Source organism: Bacillus sp. IT-79MI2, from assembly GCF_949768135.1.
In the GTDB taxonomy this organism is placed as follows: Bacteria; Bacillota; Bacilli; order Bacillales; family Bacillaceae_G; genus Bacillus_A; species Bacillus_A pseudomycoides.
The window spans coordinates 82,363-106,666 of the sequence record NZ_CATKPV010000073.1 but is presented as its reverse complement, the minus strand read 5'-3'; the positions used below and the strand labels follow the sequence as shown (position 1 = coordinate 106,666).

Sequence of the window (24,304 nt, the reverse complement as noted above, 5' to 3'; positions counted from 1 at the left end):
TTTTTATTGAATACATGATATAAGCTGTGTAGAATCTAAGCAAGTAGATAAGAATACTACTTACCGATAGAATTAAAAATAATTACTTGAGGTGAATACATGTTAGAATTTAGGCGATTAGAGATGTGTTTGAAGGAGAAACGATTTGTAGATGGATTACAGGATGTAAATAACGAAATTGCACATATAAAAGAAACCAATACGTTCTCCTATGTGAAGGCGTGGCTTTCTTCGATTTCAGGGCATGAAGAATTTGATACGCTAATCCGTCTTACAGATGAAGGGCTTATGCATCAATATAGTGCCTTCCTAATTCGCTATTCATATAAAAAATTTCCAAATATGAGAACGCTCTCTTTATATTGTGATGAGCTAATTGATGACCGAAAAGTACTTGATGCTGAAAAGTTATTAAAAGATGCTTTGGACGATATAAAGGCAGAACAAATAGATTCTGATATTTTATCAAAAGCCTACTTTACATTAGTAAGATGCCTTTTAGAAATGAAACGAAATGAAGAAGCATTCCAATATATGAAAAAAGCTGAGAGTTATAGTACACGTCCAGTCTTTGGTAAATGGGGCTATTTTTATATACAAATAGGAGAATGGAAGGAAGCGGAGCACTCACTTTTAGCTGGGATGGAACATAAGGAAAATGAAGAACTAGCGGTTTATTTATTATCACAGCTATATGCATATAAAGGTGAACAGAAACGAGCATTGCAATTGATTAATGATGCGATAGATCAGTTTCCGCAAGTACCGTATTTTTATTTCGAAAAGGTGAAACATTTACTAGATTTACAGTGTTATGAGGAAATGTTAACTGTAATAGATAAAATCGATCAGATATTACCGTACCATTCGTATAAAGCCTATTTTACATATTTACGTGCAGAAGCATTGTATAAAATGAATAAGAACGAGGAGTTACTTGCTCTATTAAAAACGGAAGTATGTTTAAAGGAGTCACTATATCATAATATAGAAAAATACCCGAATGGGAAAAAAGTAAGATTACCATTAGTACCAATCGTACAAAAAGATAATTATTGTGTTCCAGCGAGCTTGGAAATGATGCTTCGCTTATGGGGAGAAAGTCGTACACAAGATGAAGTCGCAAATCATATATTTGATGTAACAGGATCGAAATTTTCAGATACGGTTACTTATTTAGAAGAATTGGGCTATGTTTGTCGTTATTTCAAGGGGAACGAAAAGAACTATAAATCATTACTCGATCAAAATATTCCGGTTTTATTAAGTATAGAACTTGAACATGCATCCCATGTTCAAGTTCTTTCTGGATATGATGATCAGTTACAATCTTTTTTTGTTCAAGATCCTAATTTCTTGGAACCGCTTTTTGTTGAATATGAGAAGTTACAGGAAAGATATCGCTACACCGATGGTTTATCTATCGTATTTGTTCCTAAGGAGAAAAAGGAACAATTGTCATTTTTAGTAGAAGAGGAAGATGTATACTTCCGAAAGCTATTCTCTCTGACAGATCATTTAGAAGAACAGGATAAAAAAGGGATTGAAAAACTCGTATCATTTTTGCAAGAGACAAGTGAAAATCCTTACACGTGGTTATACACAATCAAACATATGGATGTTGAAGTAAATCAGGAATTTATTCTTTTTTGTGCGGAAAGGTTAATAGAAAGATATCCAGGTTCAGACTTTGTTAAGTTGCATAGTGCACAATGCTTTATCCGTATTCAAGATATGGAGCGGGCTAGTGATATCTTGCGAAGTGTCAAGAAAAAGAATCATCAATCATTGTATCATTTTATACATGGGCGTTATTGTTTAGAGGAAGAAGAGTATAAAGAAGCAATTTCTAGTTTCCATTCATCGCTACAATTAGATGCCGATCAGCCAATCGCATGGAGTTTTCTAGCATTATCATATATGTATATAGATCAGTCTGAACAGGGATTAAAAATGTCAAAAATTGCATTGCAACGTCATCCTGACAGGTTTGTTCTTGTAAATCATGGTTTGATTTTAATGGATTTAGGGCGTTATGAGGAAGCGTATGAGGTGTTTAATGATTTATTGAAAGAATATAAGTATGAAGCACATATATGGTATGAAAGAGCCAAATGTGCGCATCAAATGGAGAAATTGCATTTAGCAATCAAAGGACTTCGCATCGCAATTCAATTAGACAAAACGGTACCATATTCATATGTGAAACTCTCGGAAATATATGAATCAGATCTAGAAGATAAGAAGAGTGCAGAAGAAATTTTATCGCAGGGCATCGAAAATTGTGAAGAATCATCATCATTATATACTCGATTAGGGGATTTGCATTTTCAACATGATGAATTTGAAGAAGCTGAAAAAATATATAAACGTGCTTTAGAAGAGAATAATAGGGACGTTTATTCTCATTTTGGTTTAGTTCAAATTTATATGGCAAAAGGACAGTATAATGATGCAAAGCATTATATTTTCAGTATGGAAAAGAAATTTGAACAAAATGATGAGTTTCTAATGAATGCAGGGATGGTATTATGGGATGCTGAAATTGAATTAGGGGCTAATGAAGAACAATTAAAGATAGCGTTGTCGAAGTTGGAAGATGGTATTCGCTGCTTGAAAAATAATATAGCAAATATTTTAGAAGAGTATGTAAATAGAATTGAAGGAACACTATTTATACAACGCGGGATAGCATTTTTAAGAAAACTAGAAAAAGAAAGAGCGGATATTACCGAGTATGGCTGTTATGCTGGTATTTTATATGAATCTCTTGGACAATACGATCAAGCAATCAAGCAATAAAGCAATAGCAAACTTTTGCGATGTATAAAATTCGAAAAACGGGCCGAAAATAAAAATATATTTTCTAATTGTTTGACAATTATCTGTTTCATGGAATAAAATAACTGTTAATAAAAGTATACAAATCTGAAGACGAGAAAGAGTAAAATATTGTACTGTTCCCCAGAGAGCCGGTGCCATGCTGAAAGCCGGTGTACAGACTTTATTTGAAAATCATCTCCGAGGAGCCGTGGCTGAATAAAGTAAGCTCGGACGGATGTCTACCGTTACAAAGAACGCGTATGTTAGTACGTTGCTAAGTGCTATTAGTTAAGATGCTAATAGAATTAGGGTGGTAACGCGGGTAAACCCGTCCCTATTTATAGGGACGGGTTTTTTGTGTGCTTTTACAAATTTTCAAAGGAGTGATTGTAAATGGAGAAGGTAAATGTAAAAGAATCAGCTGTAGGGAGAGAAACACGAATTCGCAAGCAGTGGAATAAGCAGAATATCTTTGAACAATCCATTCGAAATCGTGAAGGCGCACAATCTTTCGTTTTTTATGAGGGGCCACCAACTGCAAATGGACTGCCGCACGTGGGGCATGCGCTCGGACGGACGATTAAAGATTTAGTAGCGAGATATAAAACAATGACTGGATATAAAGTACTTCGAAAAGCTGGCTGGGATACACACGGATTACCCGTAGAATTAGGAGTTGAAAAACAGCTTGGTATCTCTGGTAAACATGAGATTGAAGAATACGGAATTGAACCATTTATTCAAAAATGTAAGGAAAGTGTATTTACGTATGAGAAGCAGTGGCGTGAATTTACTGAGAGCATCGGATATTGGGTCGATATGGATGACCCGTACGTAACGTTGGAGAATCCTTATATCGAAAGTGTATGGCATATTCTTGGAACGATTCATGAAAAAGGGCTGCTATATAAAGGACACCGAGTTTCACTATACTGTCCAAGTTGTCAAACATCACTTAGTTCACATGAAGTAGCGCAAGGATATAAAACAGTAAAAGATTTAAGTGCAACGGTAAAGTTTAAAGTATTGAATAGTCAAAATGAATACTTTCTTGGATGGACAACAACGCCATGGACTCTTCCAGCCAATGTAGCACTTGCTGTACATCCGAATATGGAATATGTGAAAGCAGAGAAAGACGGGGCCGTTTATGTTGTTGCAAAAGAGCGAGCAAGCAATGTATTAAAAGAAGATTATCAAGTATTGTCTATCCATAAAGGAGAAGAATTAGTAGGTACTTCATATGCAGCACCATTTCCTATGAATGAAGTTACGAATGGCTATCGTGTTATTTCGGCAGACTTTGTTACGGGAGATAGTGGTACGGGGCTTGTTCATATCGCGCCAGCGTATGGAGAAGATGATTATAAAGTTGTACAGAATCAAGGATTATCATTCCTTCATGTTGTGGATGAACAAGGTAAGTATACGGAAGCTGTTCCATTTTTACAAGGGAAGTTTGTGAAAGAATGTGATGTTGATATTGTTCGTTATTTAGCGCAGGAAGGCTTGCTATACTCTAAAGAAAAATATGAACATAGTTATCCGCATTGCTGGCGCTGTGATTCACCACTCTTGTATTATGCTGGAGAAAGCTGGCTCATTCGGACAACTGAGATCAAAGAGACTTTCTTAAAGAATAATAATACAGTCACATGGTATCCAGATCATATGAAACATGGGCGATTTGGAAAGTTTTTAGAGAATATGGTGGACTGGAATATTAGCCGAAAACGATACTGGGGAACACCGTTAAACGTATGGGAATGCAAAAACTGTGATCATCAATTTGCACCGAAGAGCATCGATGAATTGAGAAAACATAGCGTAGGGCATACAGCAGAAAATTTGGAACTGCATAAACCGTATGTAGATGAAGTGAAGGTATGCTGTGAAAAATGCGGTAGTTCGATGACTCGTACGCCAGAAGTAATCGATGTTTGGTTTGATAGCGGTTCGATGCCATTTGCACAGTATCATTATCCGTTTGAAAATAAAGAGCTTTTTGAGGAACAATTTCCAGCTGATGTAATCGCTGAAGGTGTCGATCAAACGCGTGGTTGGTTTTATAGTTTATTAGCAGTAGCGGCTTTATATACCGGAAAAGTACCATACAAACGTGTATTATCTCTTGGGCATGTGTTAGATGAACAAGGACAGAAAATGTCTAAAAGTAAAGGGAATGCATTAGATCCAGTAGAATTAGTCGAGAAATTTGGTGCAGATGCATTAAGATGGGCACTTCTTGTTGATAGTGCACCTTGGAATGCAAAGCGTTTTTCTGAAAGAACTGTGCAAGAGGCGAAGTCAAAACTTGTAGATACACTTGTGAATGTATATAGCTTCTATGTTTTATATACAAACTTAGATAAATACAACCCAAAAGAAAAGTATGAGGTCAAGCGGACGAAATTAGATGAGTGGGTATTATCACGTCTTCATAGTACAGTGAAACAAGTAAGAAATGCATTAGACGAGTATCAATTTACAAATGCAGCGCGTGAAATTGCGGTTCTTGTAGATGAGGTTAGTAACTGGTATGTAAGACGTTCGCGCAATCGTTTTTGGGAGTCTGGCATGAATCCTGAAAAGGCAGCTGCATATGAAACGCTTCATGAAGTGCTTGTTACGCTTAGTAAATTACTTGCTCCGTTTACTCCATTTGTCGCGGAAGATATTCATCTTAACTTAGAAGGAAATAGTGTTCATTTAACAGATTATCCAACAGCGGATGAAAAGCTTATTCAAACCAAGTTAGAGCAAGAAATGAATGCCGTTTTACAAGTTGTTGAGCTGGGACGTAGCAACCGAAATCAGCATGGATTAAAAGTGAAGCAACCATTAGCAGAGCTTGTATTACTTGAGCACCATGAGCAGAAAGTGGACTGGGAATCCTATCGTGATATTGTTATGGATGAACTGAATGTAAAAGCATTTCATGTAGAATTAGATGAAACACAGTATACATCGTACCAATTAAAGCTCGATTTTAAGACTGCAGGACCGAAGTTCGGGAAGAACGTTAACGCTGTAAATCAATGGCTAAAACAATTATCGCAAGAAGAAGTACAAAACTTTGTTTCGACTGAAAAAGCATTGTGTAAGCTTGTATCTGGGGAAGAAGTTGTTGTAACGCTTGAAGATGTATTAGTAGAACAAGTACCCAAAGTAGGGTTTTCTAATACTACAAATGGACAATATACGGTAATGTTAGATACGAATGTGACAGATGAACTATTACAAGAAGGAGTGGCGCGAGAATTTATTCGAGCTGTTCAAGAGTATCGAAAACAATTGAATTTACCAGTTAATTTACGAGTAGATGTTATTTTGGATACAGAGGATGAATTACAAAACACTCTAACAAAGCATAAAGATTTATTAGAAGAAAATTTATTAGTAAAACAATTTACGTTTAAAGCATTGTCACAAGAAGATGATGAAATTTCGTTAGGTGAGAAAAAGGTTCGTATTAAACTGAGTCCAGCTAGCTAAATAAAAAATAGGATATAGATGGAAAGTTCGGATTTTTTACAAAAGTAACTTGAGAATGGATCGTAAAAAACTACAAGAATCCCTGCGGAATGTCGAGCAGGGATTCAGGGGTAAAGAGGGCTATTTGTATTTGTCGAAACATGTCGTTTTCAACAAGTTAATATTACCACCAATTTTCAGAAACTCATCATGTTAAATGTGTCTGAATTGTATATAAACTGTGTATAAATTTAAACAAAAAGGCTATTTTAATCAGAACCGAGGGGTATAAATGAAACATACTAAATCAAAACTTCATTTGAGTAGAAAGGGAGAATAGATATGGAGTATAGAATGATGTTCACCGAAACAAAAGTATATGGAGGAATTATAGAAGCCCTTAAATAATTCATACAGATACGTAATCAAGTGTTCGTAAAGGTATAAGCTTACATAAAATAGAAATACTATCGTTGTGTATGGTAAGCATTTCATTATACAGGAGAGATGTTGTATGACTACTAATAAGCGAAATGATTCAGAAAAGGAATTTGAACCTTCAATAATTAACTTAAATGATGAGTTAAATATAATTGATAATGGGGTTACAGAGAGAGTAGACGCTTATCAAAATTTGCAAGCTGAAGATACAGTTACACTTTTTTGGGGAGATGAATGGAATATAGAAGAAGCTGAGAAGAAAAAGATGCATTGTAATCGAGCAAATGACGTTAAACAATATTAATTAATATCGTGACTTAACATCATGGAACATCTGTCAGTCAATCATACAGAAACGATTTTAGGAATGTTATGAATAAAGAAACTGATGATTTCCTCAGACAAAAAAAAGCATCTCATTACTATTGAGATGCTTATTCAAATCAAGCATGAATTAACTATTATTATTTAAAAGAAATATAACGATTTATTTGATCATTCAAAGTTAGAAAGTGGACAAGGAGATTTTCATCCAAGTTTAACACATGTGGACAGATTTCTGTTAAGAGGTATTAGAAGCTCATTCGGTCTTATTAGCGAACAAACGTATCGAATTAAAAGTGCAAGTCTCCGATACATTACCTCAACTTTGGATTATGCCATGTGAAAAATAGTACGTGTTATCAGTAATTTATTACATAATGTTATTCGTCATTTCCTTATATGTGGAAAAAGGGTGATAAATTAATAACTTATCCAGTGATCTTTCTCATAACCCACTCTATAGGTCCTCTAGAAAATTTATTTCTCCATAAACCACTAAATAATATACTAAAAATGAAGAAACAGATAGCGAATATTAATACGAAAGATAAAGATTGATTTTCAAGTCTGTTTAAAAGGATCAATGTTCCGATGCCTAAAATGACGTGACTTACATAATGAGTTAAAGTTAATTGTCCGGTTTTAACGATGGTCCCAATAAACCAATTTGTTTCATGCCTTTCAATAATAAATAAGCAAAGGATCAAGATTATTAAAGAAGATCCGGTGGCAGATAAGATGTATAAAATGTTTGGTAAAATAGGTCCTGTATTAAATAAAAAGGTAGAAGCTTCTTTTCCGATATGGGGGATAAAAAAGTAAGTCAATGCTTTTGATAAGAATTCAGCAGTTAATGTAATGGTTAGACTGAATATTAATAGTTTTTTTCTAATTTTATGATCATGAAGATCCATTCGTCCAATCAACATACCAACTAAGAAGAACGAGAACCATGGGAAACACGTCCTTTAAATATGCTGTGCACAGCTTCAACCCATATTTGTTTATAGTCCATATTCGTATCAAACATCATGAAATTCCCTATATTATCAAGTACCAATGCAAGCATATGAGCTTTGGCTGTCAGATTATCATCCTCAATAAGCTGCAATGAATTTGCTTTAGTAAGAAGTGCTTCAAATCCCTTTAAATATTCTCTTTGTATGGAAAGGAGCCGTTCATTGTAATTGTTATTTCTAGATGCAAGTAACAAGTATTCTTGTAGGACACGGTTAAAATAAGGATCTTTATCTTGTTCATCGATTATGTTTACACCAATTTCAATACATTTTTCAATGAAATTGCTCTTTGTAAATTCATCAGTCTTAAAGAAGGTTGAAAATGGAACTGCTTGACATAGTTCATCAAATAAACCTTCAATTAATGCATCTTTAGATTTAAAGTAATAATAAATAGATGGTTTTGCGATTCCGACTTCCTCGGCAATCATTGTGTATGTGGTCTTAGCGATTCCATACTCCGCAAATAAACGATAACTTGCCTCGATTATTGCAGAAAGGGTTTCCTCACTTTTACTCATAATTGAGCCTCCTAACATGTAAGATTATATTCAGAATAGCATTCATTAAAATGTTTTTCAACCTATCGTTAGGTAAAAAATAGCCCGTTTTTTAATCCCGCTTAACGAGCAGTAAGATCCTCACCTCAAAATTCAGCAAAAGCAAAGAAGTTAGGCGTGGGATCAACTACCCGTAAAAGACCGTTGGATTACGTATGATTAATAATTAAATATTATAACCTTCTACTAATAGTGAGTTATATCTTTCGAAAGTATTTATCATTTTGATACACAAATATTGAGAAAATATTACGTTATCTATTAATTTAAAAAAGAGAAAGGTAATATAATAAGCCTTATAGAATTACTCGTACATTCAAAATTTATTAAGAGAGTGGAGAGTGGTTCTAATGTTCAAAAAAAGAGTAGTGGCAATCGCTACAGCAATACCATTAGTGTTAGGCACAATATCTACTACTGCTTCAGCGGTAGAAGAGAAACAAGTAAAGATAGACCGGTATTCTCCTCAAGGAAAAGCAGTCGAATATTTAAAAGCGAATGCCGCGCAATATTCATTAAAGCCAGATCTATCAGACCTACAGTATATTTCAACTACTGATACACAGGTAGCATCATATGTTAGATTTCAACAAGTAGTAAATGGTTCCCCCGTATTTTCAAGACAGGTAACCGTTACACTAAATGGAACTGGACAAGGAATGCTTGCCGTTTCTGATTATCAACCTGTTCAAAATGTGAAAGAAATAAAGCAAAAAATTAGTGAAAAAGATGCAGAGCAAAAATCAAAGGCATATGTTGGTGGAGAAAGTGAACAAAATTTATGGGCTCCAACGATGAAAGAATTTGGCTATATGATTGAAGAGGGAGTTGCCATTCCTGTATACCGAGTTGTAGTTCACTCTAATCAACCATTTGGTGCATGGGAAACATTCATTGACGCTGAAAATGGAAAGCTACTAAAAAAGGTAGATATAAACCGTAAAGCGGAGGGAACAGGCAAAGTATTCTTGCCTAATCCTGTCGTAACAAGCGGCAGTGTAACAGGGTTAAAGGATAATAATGATGCAGATTCAGCGGCATTAAATAATCAATTAAAAACAGTTACTTTAAAAGGTTTAAATGGAACGGGCTTTTTAGTTGGAGATTATGTCACAATTTCTTCAAAGGCAAAAACAAAATCTTCAACTCTTCAATTTAATTACACACGTTCAAATGATAGTTTTGAAGATGTAATGGCATATTATCATATTGATACTTTACAACGTTACATTCAACAAATAGGATTTAAGAACATTAACAATCGTTCTATTAAAGTAAATGTGAACGGAACGAGAGATGATAATTCTTTCTACTCTCCGTCAACGAAAGATTTAACATTCGGAACTGGTGGAGTAGATGATGCTGAGGATGCGGGAATCATCGCACATGAATATGGGCATTCGATTCAAGATAATCAAGTTCCGGGTTTTGGTAGTTCTCCAGAAGGTGGGGCGATGGGAGAAGGATTTGGAGATTTCTTAGGTGCAACTTATGAAGATGCTACATCAACTACAGGATATGGAAAAGCATGTGTAGGAGAATGGGATGCGACTTCTTATTCAAGTTCAAACCCAACATGTTTGCGTCGATTAGATAATAATAAGGTGTACCCAAGAGATGTGCAAAATGAAGTACATGCAGACGGAGAAATTTGGTCCCAAGGAGAGTATGAAATGGCACAATCCTTTGGCCGTGATGTAGCCACAAAAATCATTTTACAATCGCACTGGTCATTAACGCCAAATGCTAAATTCCGTGATGGGGCAAAAGCGATTAAACAAGCAGATGCTCTTCTATATGGTGGGCAACATGCAGCGGAAATTGATCGGATTTGGGCGGCAAGAGGAATCAGTACAAATTAAGAATATGAATAAGAATGAAAACCCGACATAATTGATGATATGTCGGGTTTTCATTTTTTATTTGTACCTACTATCAAAAATGTAAATTTAACTTTCTATTAATTTAGGAGCTTTACAGGTTTATTGATTTACTGACGCAAAGGCTGTTTGAGAGAAATTAGGTACAATTTGATTTAATACTTCTTCTAATGATTGATTATAGGTTAGTAAAAGTTCATCGAGGAAGTGCTGCCCTTCATTAGATGAAGTGAGAATGGTCTTTACTAGTTGTGGATCAAATATAGTATGTGGTGAGATTGCTAATGAGTTTACTGCCCAATACATTCCGTATAATTTGAAATCACGTTCGGTTGTGGCATATTTAAGAAATAAATCCATATATTTTTGGCCAAAAGAAATCCCTTTTAATTGTTGTGAACTCACATATTCTATACCTTTCCACTGCAAATCGGTAGCGCAATTGAGCCACCAAGCTGGTTCGATTACATCCTGCATTTTTTTGAGAACTCTTTGTTCAAAAAAAGGAGTAGGATTATTTTGTTGTTCTTGCAAGCAGGACTCGAGTACTTCTACTTCAATTGCAGCAACGGTCATTCCTTGACCGAAAATTGGATCGTAAATACAGAATGCGTCTCCCAAAACTAACAATCCCGAGGGCCATCGATTCATTTGTTCAAAGTGATGACGAAACAGTTCTGGGACACGATAACTCCGGGGAGAGGATATCGGTTCAAATTCGTGCAAAATTTCGCCAATTATCGGACTTGGGAGCTGGGAAATAGCCTGTTCAAACTCTTCAGAATTTGTAGGAGGATAATGTCCACCTGGACTATAGAGTAATACCTCGGCAATATTATTTTCAATAAAGGAAAAGACGCCTGTAAAAGTTCCGTTAGTGGGCTGCCCTGCAATATTGATTGTGTCCCATTTTTCTGTGAGATGTAGTAGGTGGGAGGGAACCTTATAGCGGCGAGTACTATATCCAAGGGAGACTTTCAAGCGATCTGAATCTGGCACATCATAACCCTGATCTTGAAGCCAATTTACGAGTTTAGAGGAACGACCACTAACATCAACTATCAAATCAGCATTTAGTGTTCGTACTTGTTCAGATTTTCCGCGTTCTGAGACTTGGACGCCTGTAACAGTTGTTTGATCAATCGTCATTAATAAACCAATTACGTTATGATTTGTGAGAAAACTAATATTAGAAATTTTTTGTACTTGTTTACGAAGTGTCCATTCAAGCAAAGCTCTACTGAATTTGACATCATTCCGTGGATATTGCATTTCTATCGTACCGTATTGATTCATGTTATGGATGGTTTTGTTTAGTACTGAGGGTGCACCTTGTGCTACTAAATCATTTTCATAGCCTGGAAAGAGTCGTTCTGTAATTAACTTACCACGCTGGGTAAAACGATGTGGATGGAAGGCTTGTGGAGTGCCAGAGCGATTGTTAGGTCTTTCTGGAAAAGCATCTTTATCGACTATAAGCACTTCTTTATAGTAGGTAGAAAGTACTCTTGCAGTTAGTAATCCTCCAATACCGCCCCCAATGATAACCACTAGCTCTGTTTTTCCTGTTGTTAGTGCATAATTGGTATGAGTCATAATCGTAAACCTCCACTTATAAGATGAATTTTAATCAGTATTTTTTCATTACATACTGGTTATTAGTGATTGACTTTGATTTTTCCTGCATGCTAAATCGAATACTATGCATTAAGGTCATTTGATGGAGCCATGCTGAGAAGTTGAAAGGTAGTTAGAGTTTTAAAGGAAAAAAGAATGATACAAAAAAGCGTCATTCTTTCCTAATATTTTTTAGAAAGAACAACGCAATTTTACATTTAATATATTTGTTTTATGAGTTTGAAGATACAGATATGATTATTGCAAGGAATCTTTTCTAATCTAGTAGAAGAATTTTATTTTTGAGATCCCTTAAAAACAAAATGTTCTTTAAACTTTCTTCCCTCAACTTTTTGACCATTTCGCATTGCACGGAAAGGATGTTCTTGCCATGTAATCATGACATCTACTTCACTTGTTTTTACGGAAACAGGAAAATTCGCATGTTCAAACCCTGTTTTCCCACTTGCTAATCGAGCTTCTTTTAAAGAAAATAGTTCATATTTTGTTTCCGTGTTTGATTCATTTCGGAATACTTCTACTTGGACGTTATATACTTCATCTTTTCCGATATTTTGTACTGAGAAGTGATACGTGTGAAAAACACCTTTTTTAGGTGGTAACATGTTTTTGTCTGTTTTCTTTACTTCGTCAATATTGACTTTCCATTGTTTTGAATTCTGTGAGATGGGTAATGATTGTGGGGAATAAGCGTATGCTTGATTTGTCATTATCGTGCATAATAGTAAGAGTAAGAAACTTATAATTTTTCTCATGTATAGACCTCCAGAAGAAATTTACTAATAATATGCCTAGGAAAACAAATTGCTATGTAATGAAATAGTTTCTTTCTGAGTGGGAGGGGAAGTCATGATGCAAAAGAACTTGAAGAATTGGCAAACTAAACTGATGTTGTTTTAGTGAAAGGTTCGCGAGGAATGACATTAGAAGAAATTGTTTCAGAATGGACTTGAGATTGAAATCAGAAAATAAAGAAAAAACATCTTGCATTTTCTCTCTTAAAGGAATAGAATACTCTGTAAATATAAAAAGTGATGAATAGGAAAAGTACATCATGTTAGGGTCTACAGAGAGCAATCGACTGCTGAAAAGATTGCGATACCGCATGATGGAAAGACACCTGTGAGCGTTGCTTTGAACGTGAAGATTAGTAAAAGCAAACGGTACCTACCGTTATCAGGTTTAAGATGGTCAGTATGACAATTTGGGTGGTACCGCGGAAAAATCCGTCCCTATTTATAGGGGCGGATTTTTGTATTCTTTGAAAGGAGGTGAGTGGCCGTGGATGATGATGATGACAACAATCATGCAAATAAATATGAGAACATGGGAGGGAAAAATAATGGACCAAACAATGAAGCGGTCACTCGTTTGTGAATGTAAAACAGCTAGTAAAAAGGTGGTCTTACTACAAGGTTGGGTGAAAAAAATTCGTCATTTGGGGAATATCAGTTTTTTATTATTACGTGACCGAACAGGTGTTATTCAATGCGTGTTAGAAAAAGAATTAGCGGGATATAAAGTAGACGTAGAAAGTGTTGTTCAAATTATTGGTGAAATTGTGGAAACCACAAAAACAGAATTAGGTGTGGAACTGCTTGTAGAAGAAGTAAAAGTGTTAAATACTTCTGAGCCACTTCCTTTTGAAGTGAATAAAAGAAAGTTACAAGTTGGTTTAGATCAAATGTTAAATGAGCGCGTCATATCGCTTCGGCATGAACGGATACAAGCCATTTTTACGATTCAATCTACGCTCGTACAGGCATTTAGTGATTTTTTAATAGAGAACGATTTCACACGTGTATTTACACCGGAAATTGTTTCGCAAGGAGCAGAAGGGGGAGCAAATGTTTTTAAGCTTCCATATTTCCAAAAAGAAGCGTATTTAGCTCAATCTCCACAGTTTTATAAACAAATGATGGTCGCAGGTGGATTGGAACGTGTTTTTGAAATTGCCCCTGTTTATCGTGCTGAACATCATAACTCTTCCCGTCATTTGAATGAATATATATCACTCGATGTAGAAATCGGTTTTATTGAAGATTTTTATGAAGTGATGGAATTAGAAAAGGATGTTCTACATTATATGTTTGAAAAGGTAGAACAAAAGTGTGAAAAAGAATTACAGCTATTGCAAGTTACGGTTCCTATCATTACGGAAATTCCAAAGGTTACACTGGCAGAGGCGCAGCGTATTTTGAAAACAAAGTATCGAAAAGGATCACCGGTAGGGGATTTAGATACAGAAGGTGAAAAGTTACTTGGAAAATATGTGAAGGAAACATACGGTAGTGATTTTGTCTTTATCACACATTATCCGAAAGAAGCAAGGCCGATGTATACGATGCCGAATAAAGAAAATCAAGCTGTTACGGACTCTTTTGACTTATTGTATAAAGGATTAGAGATTACATCAGGTGCGCAGCGAATTCATGAGTACGATATGTTACTTACTTCTTTTAAAGAAAAAAGATTACATTATGAAAAATTCCAGTCATATATCGATACATTCCGGTATGGTTGTCCGCCGCATGGGGGATTTGGAATTGGACTTGAAAGACTTGTATATAAGTTTCTAGAATTATCGAATGTTCGGGAAGCAGGTGCATTTCCAAGAGATTGTACGCGTCTCATACCATAAAGTGAAAAGAATCTTCGCGCTTGTTGCGAAGATTCTTTTTTAGTGATAGAGGCGACTAGGAAAGCGCCGATCATAATTGGTAATGTATGTAGATAAGAATCAAGTAAATATGGAAATAAGTCAAGGTCAGGTGATTGAAAGTTAGAACTAACTTTGTAAGTTATTTTAGTGGGATTAAATAAAGAAGAGATGACGTTTAGTATTGAGTCTACGTATTGACTCATATTAAATTGTAATAATGGCGGGGGCTCCATTCCTTGTATAGTTAATGGTTTTTGAGATACTCCTAAAAATAATTTTGGTAAGCCACAAATAGAAATAATGCCAATGATAATGAAAATAGATCGAATGATAAAGAAACATATTTTTTTAAAAAACCTCTTTTTCGACAAAAAAATAAATAACTTACTTGACAGTCATAAATATAACCGATATAATTCGTAGTAATTTCAAAAGAAATTATATTCAGAATATTAGAGTGCGTTGAATAGGAGTAGTAAGGTCATGTGTTTGTAAAGAGAGCTATGGGTTGGTGTGACATAGTCAAATGACATCCTGAACTCGCCTAGGAGCAGTAAGGTGGAACAGAAGTCTAATTCTTAGTAAATCTTAACGGTTAACCTTCGATAACAGGTTTGTAATCAAACGATTACTGCTAAGGTGGATTCATAATGGAATCAATAAGGGTGGTACCGCGTTAAGTAAATGGCTTAGCGTCTCTTTATATAAAGAGATGCTGGGCCATTTTTTATTATATATAGGAAGAAATGGAGGTTTTATTTGGATTGGTCAATAATATTTATTTATTAATATAAAAAGATGTAATTAGGAGGAAAATAGGATGAAACAGACGGAGCAGTGGACTTCGAAATTAGGTTTTATAATGGCTGCAGCAGGATCGGCAATTGGACTTGGGGCAATATGGAAGTTTCCTTATATTGCTGGAAAGAGCGGGGGAGGAGCATTCTTTTTAATCTTTATATTGTTTACGGTATTAATAGGTCTTCCGTTATTGATAGCTGAATTTATGATAGGGCGCAGTACACAAAAGCAAGCAATTGGAGCATTTAAAAGTATCGCACCAAATACAGGCTGGCATTGGATTGGACGTCTTGGCGTTGGAACCTGTTTTATTTTGTTATCATTTTATAGTGTTGTTGGTGGTTGGGTATTAATCTATTTATTCAGAGGGATAACTGGGCAACTGATTATACCGCAGCAAAATTATAGTTCACTATTTACAGAAACAATTGGGGATCCAGTTTGGGCAATTGTTGGCCATTTTGCTTTTATGTTTATTACGATTTGGGTTGTATCAAAAGGGGTACAAAACGGAATCGAAAAAGCGAGTAAATATATGTTACCAGCATTGTTCATTTTATTTGTTGCTCTTATTGTACGCTCTTTAACACTTGATGATGCGATGAAAGGAGTCAAATTCTTCTTACAGCCGGATTTCTCAAAAATCACATCAGAAAGTATTTTGTTTGCAATGGGGCAATCATTCTTTGCTATTAGCATTGGGATATCCATCATGGTCACGTATAGTTCTTATTTAAATAAAAAAGAAAGTTTGCCACGTTCAGCGGTAACAATTGTTGGACTAAACTTATTTGTTTCTTTATTCGCTGGTCTAGCTATTTTCCCAGCAGTATTTTCACTAGGAATGAAACCGACAGAAGGACCAGGGTTACTATTTATTGTGTTACCTTCAGTTTTTAGTCAAATTCCATTTGGTAGCTTTTTCTTAACAGTATTTCTTGCACTATTCACATTTGCAACATTAACATCTGCGTTTTCACTACTTGAAACGGTTGTTTCAGCACTAGCGAATGGACAGCAAGAAAGAAGAAAGAAATTGTCATGGATCATTGGATTTTTAATTTTCTTAGTTGGTATCCCATCTGCACTTTCATTTGGTGTATGGAATGATATTACAATCTTCGGTAAAAATATTTTTGATGCGGTAGACTTTTTATCTAGTAATATTTTAATGCCACTTGGAGCTTTGTTTATTAGTATTTTCGTCTCATTTAAAATGGAGAAAAAGGTATTAGAAGCAGAATTTTTTGTTGGCGGTAATTACGGGAAAGCATTATTCACTTGCTGGGCATTCTTGCTTCGATATGTTGCGCCGATCGCAATTGTCATTGTCTTTTTGAATGTGATTGGGATTATTTAAATATAGATGATTGAATATTTAGAAATTATCTAACGTATTTAAGAAAAAACCAACCGAATTATTAAAAAATGCGGTTGGTTTTTATCCTGTATAAGTAAATCAATTTTATTTATTAAAAGTTATTTTCCCTGTAACATTATGTACTTTTATTTTATCGCTTTTTGCACCTAAGATGGTAACATTCTTTTCGATATTATTGATATCGGCTGAACCATCACCAATTTTGGCTCTTATAGATCCTTTTATATCTTTAATAGCGACTTTGCCGTTGTTATTATCAAGATTAATGTCAGACTTTGTATGCACAATATCTACATTTCCATCTCTATTTGTTACACTGACAGTTCCATTAACGTTGGAAATGTCAATATTACCGTTGACATTAAGTATATTTATATCTGAATCGAGGTTAGAGACTCTGATATCGCCGTCTCTATGAGTTTTTTTAAATTCAACTTTTATGTTTTTAGGTAATGATAGTTTGACATCAACCCAAGTTTCGCTATTGCTAAAAAATTGTCCATCAAAAGAAGTGTTTAAAGTTGCAATTCCATTTTTGGCTGAAAGATCTAGTTTTAATTTATCCATGCTGATACCTTTAGCCTTTGCAGTAATAGAAGCTTCTATTTTATCTGATTTAAGGTTTGTTGAAATATGGATATTACCGTTACGGTTATCTAGTTTTAAAGTTTTAACATCAGTAGTGGGTAGCTCTAGTTGTTGTTCCATTGTTTCACCTTCGGAATTTGAACAACCAGTAAGTATAAGAGTTATTAATATACAGAATTTAATCCATCTTTTTTTCAATGTATTTTCCTCCAGTCTTTAATAAAAAATTTAAGCGACATCTTTTTTTACGAATATGGGGTATGCAATTCCATGCATGATGAATATATGAATTAAGATAAATAGTATAGAAAAACTGAAAGTCATGCCTTCTACAGGGGGATTCTCATATACGAAACTTGATAAATCCGTATGAGAGAAGATGAAATATTTTGTCCAGCTGAAACCTTTTAATGAGATACTCATGACAAAACCCGCAATTGCTACTAAAAGAGAAAATACGATAGAGAATGTAGTGCTTTTAAACGTCGCTGAAATCATAAATGCTAAAGTTGCAACAATAATTAAGTAAGGCATCTTAAATAATAAGCTACCAATTAGTGCCTGAAGGACGCTTGTTTTTTGAACGGCATGATCTTTGACAAATAAGTATTCACCATTTATTCCATCAAAGCCTAAAAGAATGCCACTAAATAGAATGGAAAGAAGGAACGTTATTACGATTAAGAAAAATCCAAATAATAAAGTAGAAATATATTTAGAAAAGTATATTTGTGTGCGAGTAGCGGTTCGTGTTAATAAAAATTTAATTGTACCGGATTGAAATTCACTTGCAACAATTTCACCAGCTATTATGAGTGTAAGAATGGAGAGAGCTATTAAAAAATTTGTACTTTGTCCAATCGTAAAGAACCATGCATTGTTTGTTGGCTTTATATTACTGTCAATGTAATAATTATTTAGTAAAAGTTTTTTTTCATTTTCTATTTTTTCAATAGGTAATTTTAGAGATTCTTTTTCAACTTGAAGTAATGCATTTTCTTCAATAAGAGATATCTTCCAGTCATCCCCATAATTAACTTGGCTGGAAAGCTTTACGTTTAGGAATTGAATGAAAATAAATACAACCATAACACCTACCATAATCCAAGTTCTTTTTCGTTTGAAAATTTTCATATTTTCATTTTTTATTAGATTAATCATTGTGCACTCCATCTCCAGTCATTTCAATAAATTTGTCTTCTAAAGTTGTTTTAATGGTTTGAACACCATAAACATTCACTCCATTTTTGGCTAATGTATCGCAAATTGCAGGTATATGTTCTTTACTTATTTTGATCGTAATGACATTTTGATTTGTTATGATTTCTTCACCTATTACTAATTTTTGTAAGAGTGGGATTGCTAAGTCTGTCCGATCTACTTCAAATTGTACAGATTGTATCTGTTCTTTTGTAATATCCTTTATATCATGTATACCAATTAGATTTCCTTTGTCTAAAATAGCGATGCGATCACACATCATTTCCATTTCGGCCATTAGATGGCTTGAAACAACAATTGCTACATTTTCGTCTGCGGCTAGTTGCTTTAAATGAAGTCTTAAATCACGAATGCCTTGAGGGTCCAGCCCATTAGTAGGTTCATCTAAAATGAGAAGGGAAGGTTTGTGAACTAAAGCGATTGCAAGAGCAAGCCGTTGTTTCATCCCGAGAGAAAAAGTGGAAACTTTATTATGAATACTTTTTTCTAACCCAACTAAAGAAATAACTACATCTAAACGTTCTTTAGGAACATTCGGTGTCATTCTAGAGAAGTGAAGGAGGTTATCATAGCCAGATAAAAAGTTGTATAAATCAGGATTCTCAACAATCACTCCAACATGTTTCATAGCTTCTTTAAAGTCTTTGCTTGTGTCTTTTTTGTTAATTGTGACTGTTCCACTGGTTTTAGAGATCAAGCCAACAATCATTTTAATTGTAGTTGTTTTTCCAGCGCCATTTGGGCCTAGAAGACCAAGAATTTCTCCTTTTTGAGCATCAAATGATATTCGATTAACAAGTGTGCACTTTCCAATTTTCTTAGTTAAGTTCTGTACTTTTAAAATACACATATTTTGTTCACTCCCTTAATATTAGTGATACCTTTCGGCTACTAACATAGCAAAAAGAATGTAATATAAGGCAGTGACAAAGTGTCATAACCTTGCTATGATGAAAATGAAAATATAGGAAAAACAGGGAATATATATATAATGTTCATTTGGATAGGGGGGCATATGAAAGTTGAACGACATAAAAAATAAGTTACTTTGGCAGGAATGGGGAATAATACTCATTCGGATTACTTGGATTGTTGCAATTGTTACTTTGACATATCAAGATAATCCAAACTTTCCACTTGAGATTGTTTTTATAAGTACATTTTTGTCTTATGTCATACCTGTCATATTATATAAATTACAAAGTGAGTTATATGTAGTAACAGAAATTATTTTAGTGGGGGGACTTTCACTTTATTTTGCATATACGTATCATTTGGCTCAATTTTTATCTCCTGCAATTTTAACGCTTGCATTTTTTTGCCGTGGAAAAGTAAACTTCTATGCATTACCTGCAATGATAATTATCTATGTATTGGGAGTTTTCTTTAATTTTGGGTTTAATCGCAATAAGCTGCTTCTAAGTATATTTGATGTTCTTTTTATATATGGTGTAGGGCATTTACTACAAAGAGCTGTTTATTCTATGGATGCTATTAAGCAAAAATTGAATTTGATTAAAGATAAGAATGCGATTTTAGAACAATACTCGTCCCAAGTAGAAAGAATAACTTTGCTTGAAGAAAGAGATAGGATGGCAAGAGAATTACATGACACGATAGGTTATAAATTTACTTCGGTTATATTGAGTATGGAAACATTACGACCACATCTAACAACGCAAGAGGGAAAAGAAAAGTTACAAGAAATATTAGATATATCACGATCTGCATTAGATAATATTCGAAGACAGGTTCATGAAATGGATCCTCAAGAAGAATCAAATCTAGATGTGTCTTTATTGAACTTAATAGAAGAGTTTAAAAGTACTACAAATGTTCAGGTAGTATTTCGTACAGTTGGAGGATATTATCCAATTGCTAAAAAGTTGAAGAGGATTTTCTGTCGTTGTTTACAAGAGGCAATGACAAACGCAACAAGACATGGGGGAGCAGAAACGATACAAGTACTTTTACAATATCATAAAAATCATGTAATGCTTCAAATACAAGACGATGGTATCGGAATGGAAGTCATACAAGAGGGATTTGGTCTATCGGGAATGAGAGAACGGCTAAGTGAATATCAAGGGAGCTTGAGTATTGATTCTACTAAGAATGCAGGAACAATTATAACCTGTATCATTCCTGGTTTACATAAAGAGGAATCATTTGTGCAAGATGAGATTCGCATATTAATAGTAGATGATCAACCTATCATTTCGGATAGCTTAGAGCTTTTATTGAGGGAATACGGTTTTCGCGTATCTGTTGCGAATAGTGGAGTACAGGCTTTAAAACAATGTGAAGAAAAGCAACCACATGTTGTTCTTATGGATATACAAATGCCTGAGATGAATGGGATTACAACAACGAAGGAAATCAAACATAGATGGCCAGGTACCAAAGTAATCATGGTGACAACTTTTGAAGAAACTTCTAGTGCCTCTGAAGCAATTGAAGCGGGAGTTGAGGGGTATGTTCTTAAATCCGTTCAACCAAAAGAGTTAGTAGCTGCTATTCAGTTAGTGAACTCAGGAGGGACGATGTTGTCCCATGACATAGCGAATCGTTTATTTAAAGAATATAGTCCAATACCGAAAAAGCTTCCTTATGAATTGACTCCCCGTGAAATGGATGTATTAGGTTGTCTCAAAGAAGGGCTTCGCTATAAAGAAATTGCAGCAAAGCTATTCTTATCGGAAGGAACTGTAAGAAATTACGCTTCTTCTATTTATATGAAGCTTCAAGTATCAGGAAGGGGAGAAGCTGTAAAAAAAGCATTGGATGAAGCTTTTTTATAAAAACGTAAAATTAAAATTGAATGTAGTATTTTCAAACGGAGGATAGAAAGATGTATTGTTGTATTACAGATACATAACATGTACGGATTCGTGGTCCTCCTATTTGTATATGGTGTCGAAATATAAAAATAGGAGGAGAAAGAGATGAAACAAGAAAAAGAAGTACCATTACAAGGTAAAATGGTGGAAGTGCGCGGGAAAAAGCTGTATGTGGAGATGCATGGATCACTAGAGAATCATCCTGTATTGTATCTTCATGGAGGTCCTGGTGAGATGTGTTTTGATTTTTCCTATCATCAAGCACATAGATTACAAGATTTTTTTTGTCTCATTGCCATGGATCAACGCGGGGTAGGGCGTTCAGAGGAAATTGGACAGCAAGAGCGGTTTGGACTACGAGATCTTATTGAAGACTGCGAAGAGTTAAGGAAGATGTTAAACACTGAGAAATGGTCTGTTATTGGGCATTCTTTTGGAGGATTTTTAGCATTGTTATATGCAGTAATGTATCCACAATCTATTCGAAAAATCATTTTTGAAGGACCCACTTTTGATTTTTCCTTAACAAGTAGAGCTTTATTAAAAAAGACAGGAGCCCTGTTAAAGAAGTATGGAAAAGAACAGCAGGGGAAAAATTGTATAGCTATTTCAGAGAGTAATGCTAGTTCAGAGGAATTACTAGAAGCATATTTAAGATTGAGTGATGAATTAGAAGAACACAGAATAGAAATCTATAATAACGTTGAGGATGAAACAGATTATAGTTTGTATAGTGAGGAAGAATGGGGAAAGTTTTATGATCGTTCCGATATTCATTTTACAAGACTGAAAGAGGAAGGGAAAATTCATCAATCATTATTATCAAAATTAAAAGATGTGGAGAATCCGATGTTGCTCATTATGGGAAAACACGATGTGGTAACCTGTAAAAAACAAATCGAAACATTTAAAAGAGATGTTCAAAATGGTAAAATTATTGTCTTTGAAGAGAGTGGTCATACACCGCATTATGAAGCAGCGAATCAATTTGCAGAAACGGTAATTGATTTTTTGAAGTAAATTAAGAAAAGGTGCTTCATAAAAATGAGAAGCGCCTTTTTTCTTCATGTTTAAATTTCAGGATGGAAGATTGTAATGTTAGGCCATTTACTTTGCCAGTTCTTTTTTTGTAATCTTTTTTTATACATATTAGTGCGCTCTTTCATTTCGAGGAAATGAGGTGTTGGTTTCACTTGTAACGTGAGAACATCTTCTATTCCGTGAGGGGCGGTTAATACAACATTATCTTGTTTATCTAATGTAACTCCAAGAGCAGTCGCTGTTTCTGGGAATTTAGAAATTGCATCGACTGAAGATGAATAAGGTGGCATGTTATTGACTACATGCATGCGAGCCTGATTTTTCACTGACCATGGAATAGTAGAATCTATACTTTTAAGCTTATTTTCTAATTTTTCTTCGGTGGATACACTTATATGTAATGGGTCAAAATAGATGATATCTATATCTGGCGTTAGAGTTCTTACTTCGTATCCATGAAGAACATCCCAAATCTTAGAACGAACAAATCCAGCACAAATCCACCAATCAGGTAGTTGTAGGGATTTTGCTGTCTGTAATATTTCCATCATTCAAGTATCGTTTTGTATGAGTTTAATAATATCTTGTTCTGTTTTAATATACATACATTTCCCTCCTTATTAAATGTAACTTTTCATTTAAGTAATTTAAGAATTTTTGAATATAGTATATCTTTCTCTTCATCAAGTATTGCTTCTGTTAATCGAGCTGTCATAATGAGTATCATTCACTGATCCCCACCATCAAGGATGATGTAGTGGTCATTTAATGCATGAGTTTAATAATCCATAAAATCCAATATGCGCCAGGTACAAATATGAGCTGAGCTAATAATGTACCGAGAAACCTTGAAATCATAAGCCAACCGAACATTTTCCCCATTGTATCAGCGCCGTTTTCTGATTGAAGCGCACGCTCTGTTAAAAGGGCAATACGCGGATCTAACAGTACAGTCAATAAGATTGTAGCAAATCCATTAATAAGGCCAGAAGCCGTGATTGCTTTCGTTGCAAATTTCGGGCTCAAATAAGAAGCATATAAGGCGGAAAGGACCCCTGCGGTATAAATTGCGGTTGCAAACATATTAATGAGCATAATTCGTTTTGGAATACCGCCAATTCGCATACGGTGGATCATTTCGAATTTTGGAAAACGAACATATTTTTTTGTATACTTCAATTTTTGCACATTGTTTGTTTTCATCATTCGAATGAATGAACCATCTATCTCAAAGTTTTGAATGACATATCCAAATAGCTTCGTTAAAGTCGGATATAAAATAATTGCGAGAAGTGTGCCGATAGAAGCGGATAATAAAACAAGACGCATCGTACTTTCTAAATTAACAGAAGCACCACTCTTCGCCCGATCAATAATCCCACCAAGTAAAAAAGCTTGTAGTAAGTTGGATGTTCGCGAAATGAGTAATACCATCCCAACAACGGATAATGCAACGGCAATTTTCTTTAAACGAACGCCTGCAAGTCGAATACTATAAGAACTCGTTTCGACTGCATGGATGATAATTGTAAAAGCCATTATGAAAATTAATGTTATCGTCATTTTTGATCACCATTTTTCTATGAAATTATATTTATCATACAATTGGAT

Annotated in this window: 15 protein-coding genes, 3 pseudogenes and 3 other annotated features; of the genes and pseudogenes, 9 read left to right on the top strand and 9 right to left on the bottom strand. The window is 34.7% G+C overall.

The features are described from left to right. Window positions 1-99: 99 nt before the first annotated feature. From ACM6HU_RS18905 to ACM6HU_RS18890, 4 genes and pseudogenes are all read left to right on the top strand, one after another. A pseudogene (locus tag ACM6HU_RS18905) lies at window positions 100-2,799 on the top strand (tetratricopeptide repeat protein); the annotation flags it as partial. A 123-nt stretch (window positions 2,800-2,922) separates the two neighbouring features. After that, window positions 2,923-3,162: a binding site (T-box leader), on the top strand. A 54-nt stretch (window positions 3,163-3,216) separates the two neighbouring features. Beyond that, the gene (ileS, locus tag ACM6HU_RS18900; protein ID WP_414848394.1) at window positions 3,217-6,318 is read left to right on the top strand and encodes an isoleucine--tRNA ligase; all 3,102 of its coding nucleotides are present in this window, start codon (window positions 3,217-3,219) and stop codon (window positions 6,316-6,318) included. Between the two features lie 493 nt (window positions 6,319-6,811). After that, a complete protein-coding gene (locus ACM6HU_RS18895; RefSeq protein ID WP_016114674.1) occupies window positions 6,812-7,042 on the top strand; it encodes a hypothetical protein in 231 nt (76 codons plus the stop codon). Window positions 7,043-7,219: 177 nt separating this feature from the next. After that, window positions 7,220-7,468 (top strand): annotated as a pseudogene (locus tag ACM6HU_RS18890) (sensor histidine kinase); the annotation flags it as partial. A gap of 22 nt (window positions 7,469-7,490) precedes the next feature. On the opposite strand, the pseudogene ACM6HU_RS18885 reads toward ACM6HU_RS18890, so the two are convergent. Both ACM6HU_RS18885 and ACM6HU_RS18880 read right to left on the bottom strand, forming a co-directional pair. Beyond that, window positions 7,491-8,021 (bottom strand): annotated as a pseudogene (locus ACM6HU_RS18885) (DUF418 domain-containing protein); the annotation flags it as partial. After that, complete coding sequence (locus ACM6HU_RS18880; protein ID WP_016114675.1) at window positions 7,997-8,602, bottom strand: TetR/AcrR family transcriptional regulator; 606 nt, start codon at window positions 8,600-8,602, stop codon at window positions 7,997-7,999. The gene ACM6HU_RS18880 and the pseudogene ACM6HU_RS18885, both read right to left, overlap by 25 nt. Window positions 8,603-8,991: 389 nt before the next feature. On the opposite strand from ACM6HU_RS18880, the gene ACM6HU_RS18875 reads away from it, so the two are divergent. After that, window positions 8,992-10,503, top strand: coding sequence for a M36 family metallopeptidase (locus tag ACM6HU_RS18875; RefSeq protein ID WP_016114676.1), 1,512 nt, complete (start codon window positions 8,992-8,994; stop codon window positions 10,501-10,503). A gap of 120 nt (window positions 10,504-10,623) precedes the next feature. On the opposite strand, the gene ACM6HU_RS18870 is transcribed toward ACM6HU_RS18875, so the two are convergent. Beyond that, window positions 10,624-12,117 carry an NAD(P)/FAD-dependent oxidoreductase gene (locus ACM6HU_RS18870; RefSeq protein WP_016114677.1) on the bottom strand — a complete coding sequence of 498 codons (1,494 nt, stop codon included), beginning with the start codon at window positions 12,115-12,117 and terminating at the stop codon, window positions 10,624-10,626. 317 nt (window positions 12,118-12,434) lie between these two features. Next, window positions 12,435-12,914 carry a hypothetical protein gene (locus ACM6HU_RS18865; RefSeq protein WP_016114678.1) on the bottom strand — a complete coding sequence of 160 codons (480 nt, stop codon included), beginning with the start codon at window positions 12,912-12,914 and terminating at the stop codon, window positions 12,435-12,437. 270 nt (window positions 12,915-13,184) lie between these two features. Continuing rightward, window positions 13,185-13,396: a binding site (T-box leader), on the top strand. 105 nt (window positions 13,397-13,501) lie between these two features. Between ACM6HU_RS18865 and aspS the strand changes: the two genes are divergently transcribed. Beyond that, window positions 13,502-14,800, top strand: coding sequence for an aspartate--tRNA(Asn) ligase (gene aspS / locus ACM6HU_RS18860; RefSeq protein ID WP_016131363.1), 1,299 nt, complete (start codon window positions 13,502-13,504; stop codon window positions 14,798-14,800). A 474-nt stretch (window positions 14,801-15,274) separates the two neighbouring features. Beyond that, window positions 15,275-15,524: a binding site (T-box leader), on the top strand. A gap of 117 nt (window positions 15,525-15,641) precedes the next feature. Continuing rightward, window positions 15,642-16,982 (top strand): sodium-dependent transporter, encoded by a 1,341-nt coding sequence (locus ACM6HU_RS18855; protein WP_016131364.1) that lies wholly within the window; start codon window positions 15,642-15,644, stop codon window positions 16,980-16,982. 105 nt (window positions 16,983-17,087) lie between these two features. On the opposite strand, the gene ACM6HU_RS18850 is transcribed toward ACM6HU_RS18855, so the two are convergent. From ACM6HU_RS18850 to ACM6HU_RS18840, 3 genes are read right to left on the bottom strand one after another with little or no spacing between them, the layout of a single operon-like run. After that, window positions 17,088-17,789: a DUF4097 family beta strand repeat-containing protein gene (locus tag ACM6HU_RS18850; protein ID WP_016131365.1), complete on the bottom strand. Its 702-nt coding sequence runs from the start codon at window positions 17,787-17,789 to the stop codon at window positions 17,088-17,090. A gap of 30 nt (window positions 17,790-17,819) precedes the next feature. After that, window positions 17,820-18,752, bottom strand: coding sequence for an ABC transporter permease (locus ACM6HU_RS18845; RefSeq protein ID WP_016131366.1), 933 nt, complete (start codon window positions 18,750-18,752; stop codon window positions 17,820-17,822). After that, window positions 18,745-19,662, bottom strand: coding sequence for an ABC transporter ATP-binding protein (locus ACM6HU_RS18840; protein ID WP_016131367.1), 918 nt, complete (start codon window positions 19,660-19,662; stop codon window positions 18,745-18,747). Before ACM6HU_RS18840 ends, ACM6HU_RS18845 begins: the two co-directional genes overlap by 8 nt. Window positions 19,663-19,834: 172 nt before the next feature. On the opposite strand from ACM6HU_RS18840, the gene ACM6HU_RS18835 reads away from it, so the two are divergent. Then, entirely contained in the window at window positions 19,835-21,613 is a 1,779-nt protein-coding gene (locus tag ACM6HU_RS18835) for a hybrid sensor histidine kinase/response regulator transcription factor (protein WP_016131368.1), read from the top strand. A gap of 144 nt (window positions 21,614-21,757) precedes the next feature. Continuing rightward, on the top strand, window positions 21,758-22,672 hold the full coding sequence (locus tag ACM6HU_RS18830; protein ID WP_414848393.1) for an alpha/beta fold hydrolase: 915 nt from the start codon (window positions 21,758-21,760) through the stop codon (window positions 22,670-22,672). Between the two features lie 50 nt (window positions 22,673-22,722). Here the strand turns inward: ACM6HU_RS18830 and ACM6HU_RS18825 are convergent, their stop codons facing one another. Further along, window positions 22,723-23,244: a nucleotidyltransferase family protein gene (locus tag ACM6HU_RS18825; protein ID WP_229161609.1), complete on the bottom strand. Its 522-nt coding sequence runs from the start codon at window positions 23,242-23,244 to the stop codon at window positions 22,723-22,725. 214 nt (window positions 23,245-23,458) lie between these two features. Beyond that, the gene (locus ACM6HU_RS18820; protein ID WP_016131372.1) at window positions 23,459-24,256 is read right to left on the bottom strand and encodes a lipid II flippase Amj family protein; all 798 of its coding nucleotides are present in this window, start codon (window positions 24,254-24,256) and stop codon (window positions 23,459-23,461) included. Between the last annotated feature and the right edge of the window lie 48 nt (window positions 24,257-24,304).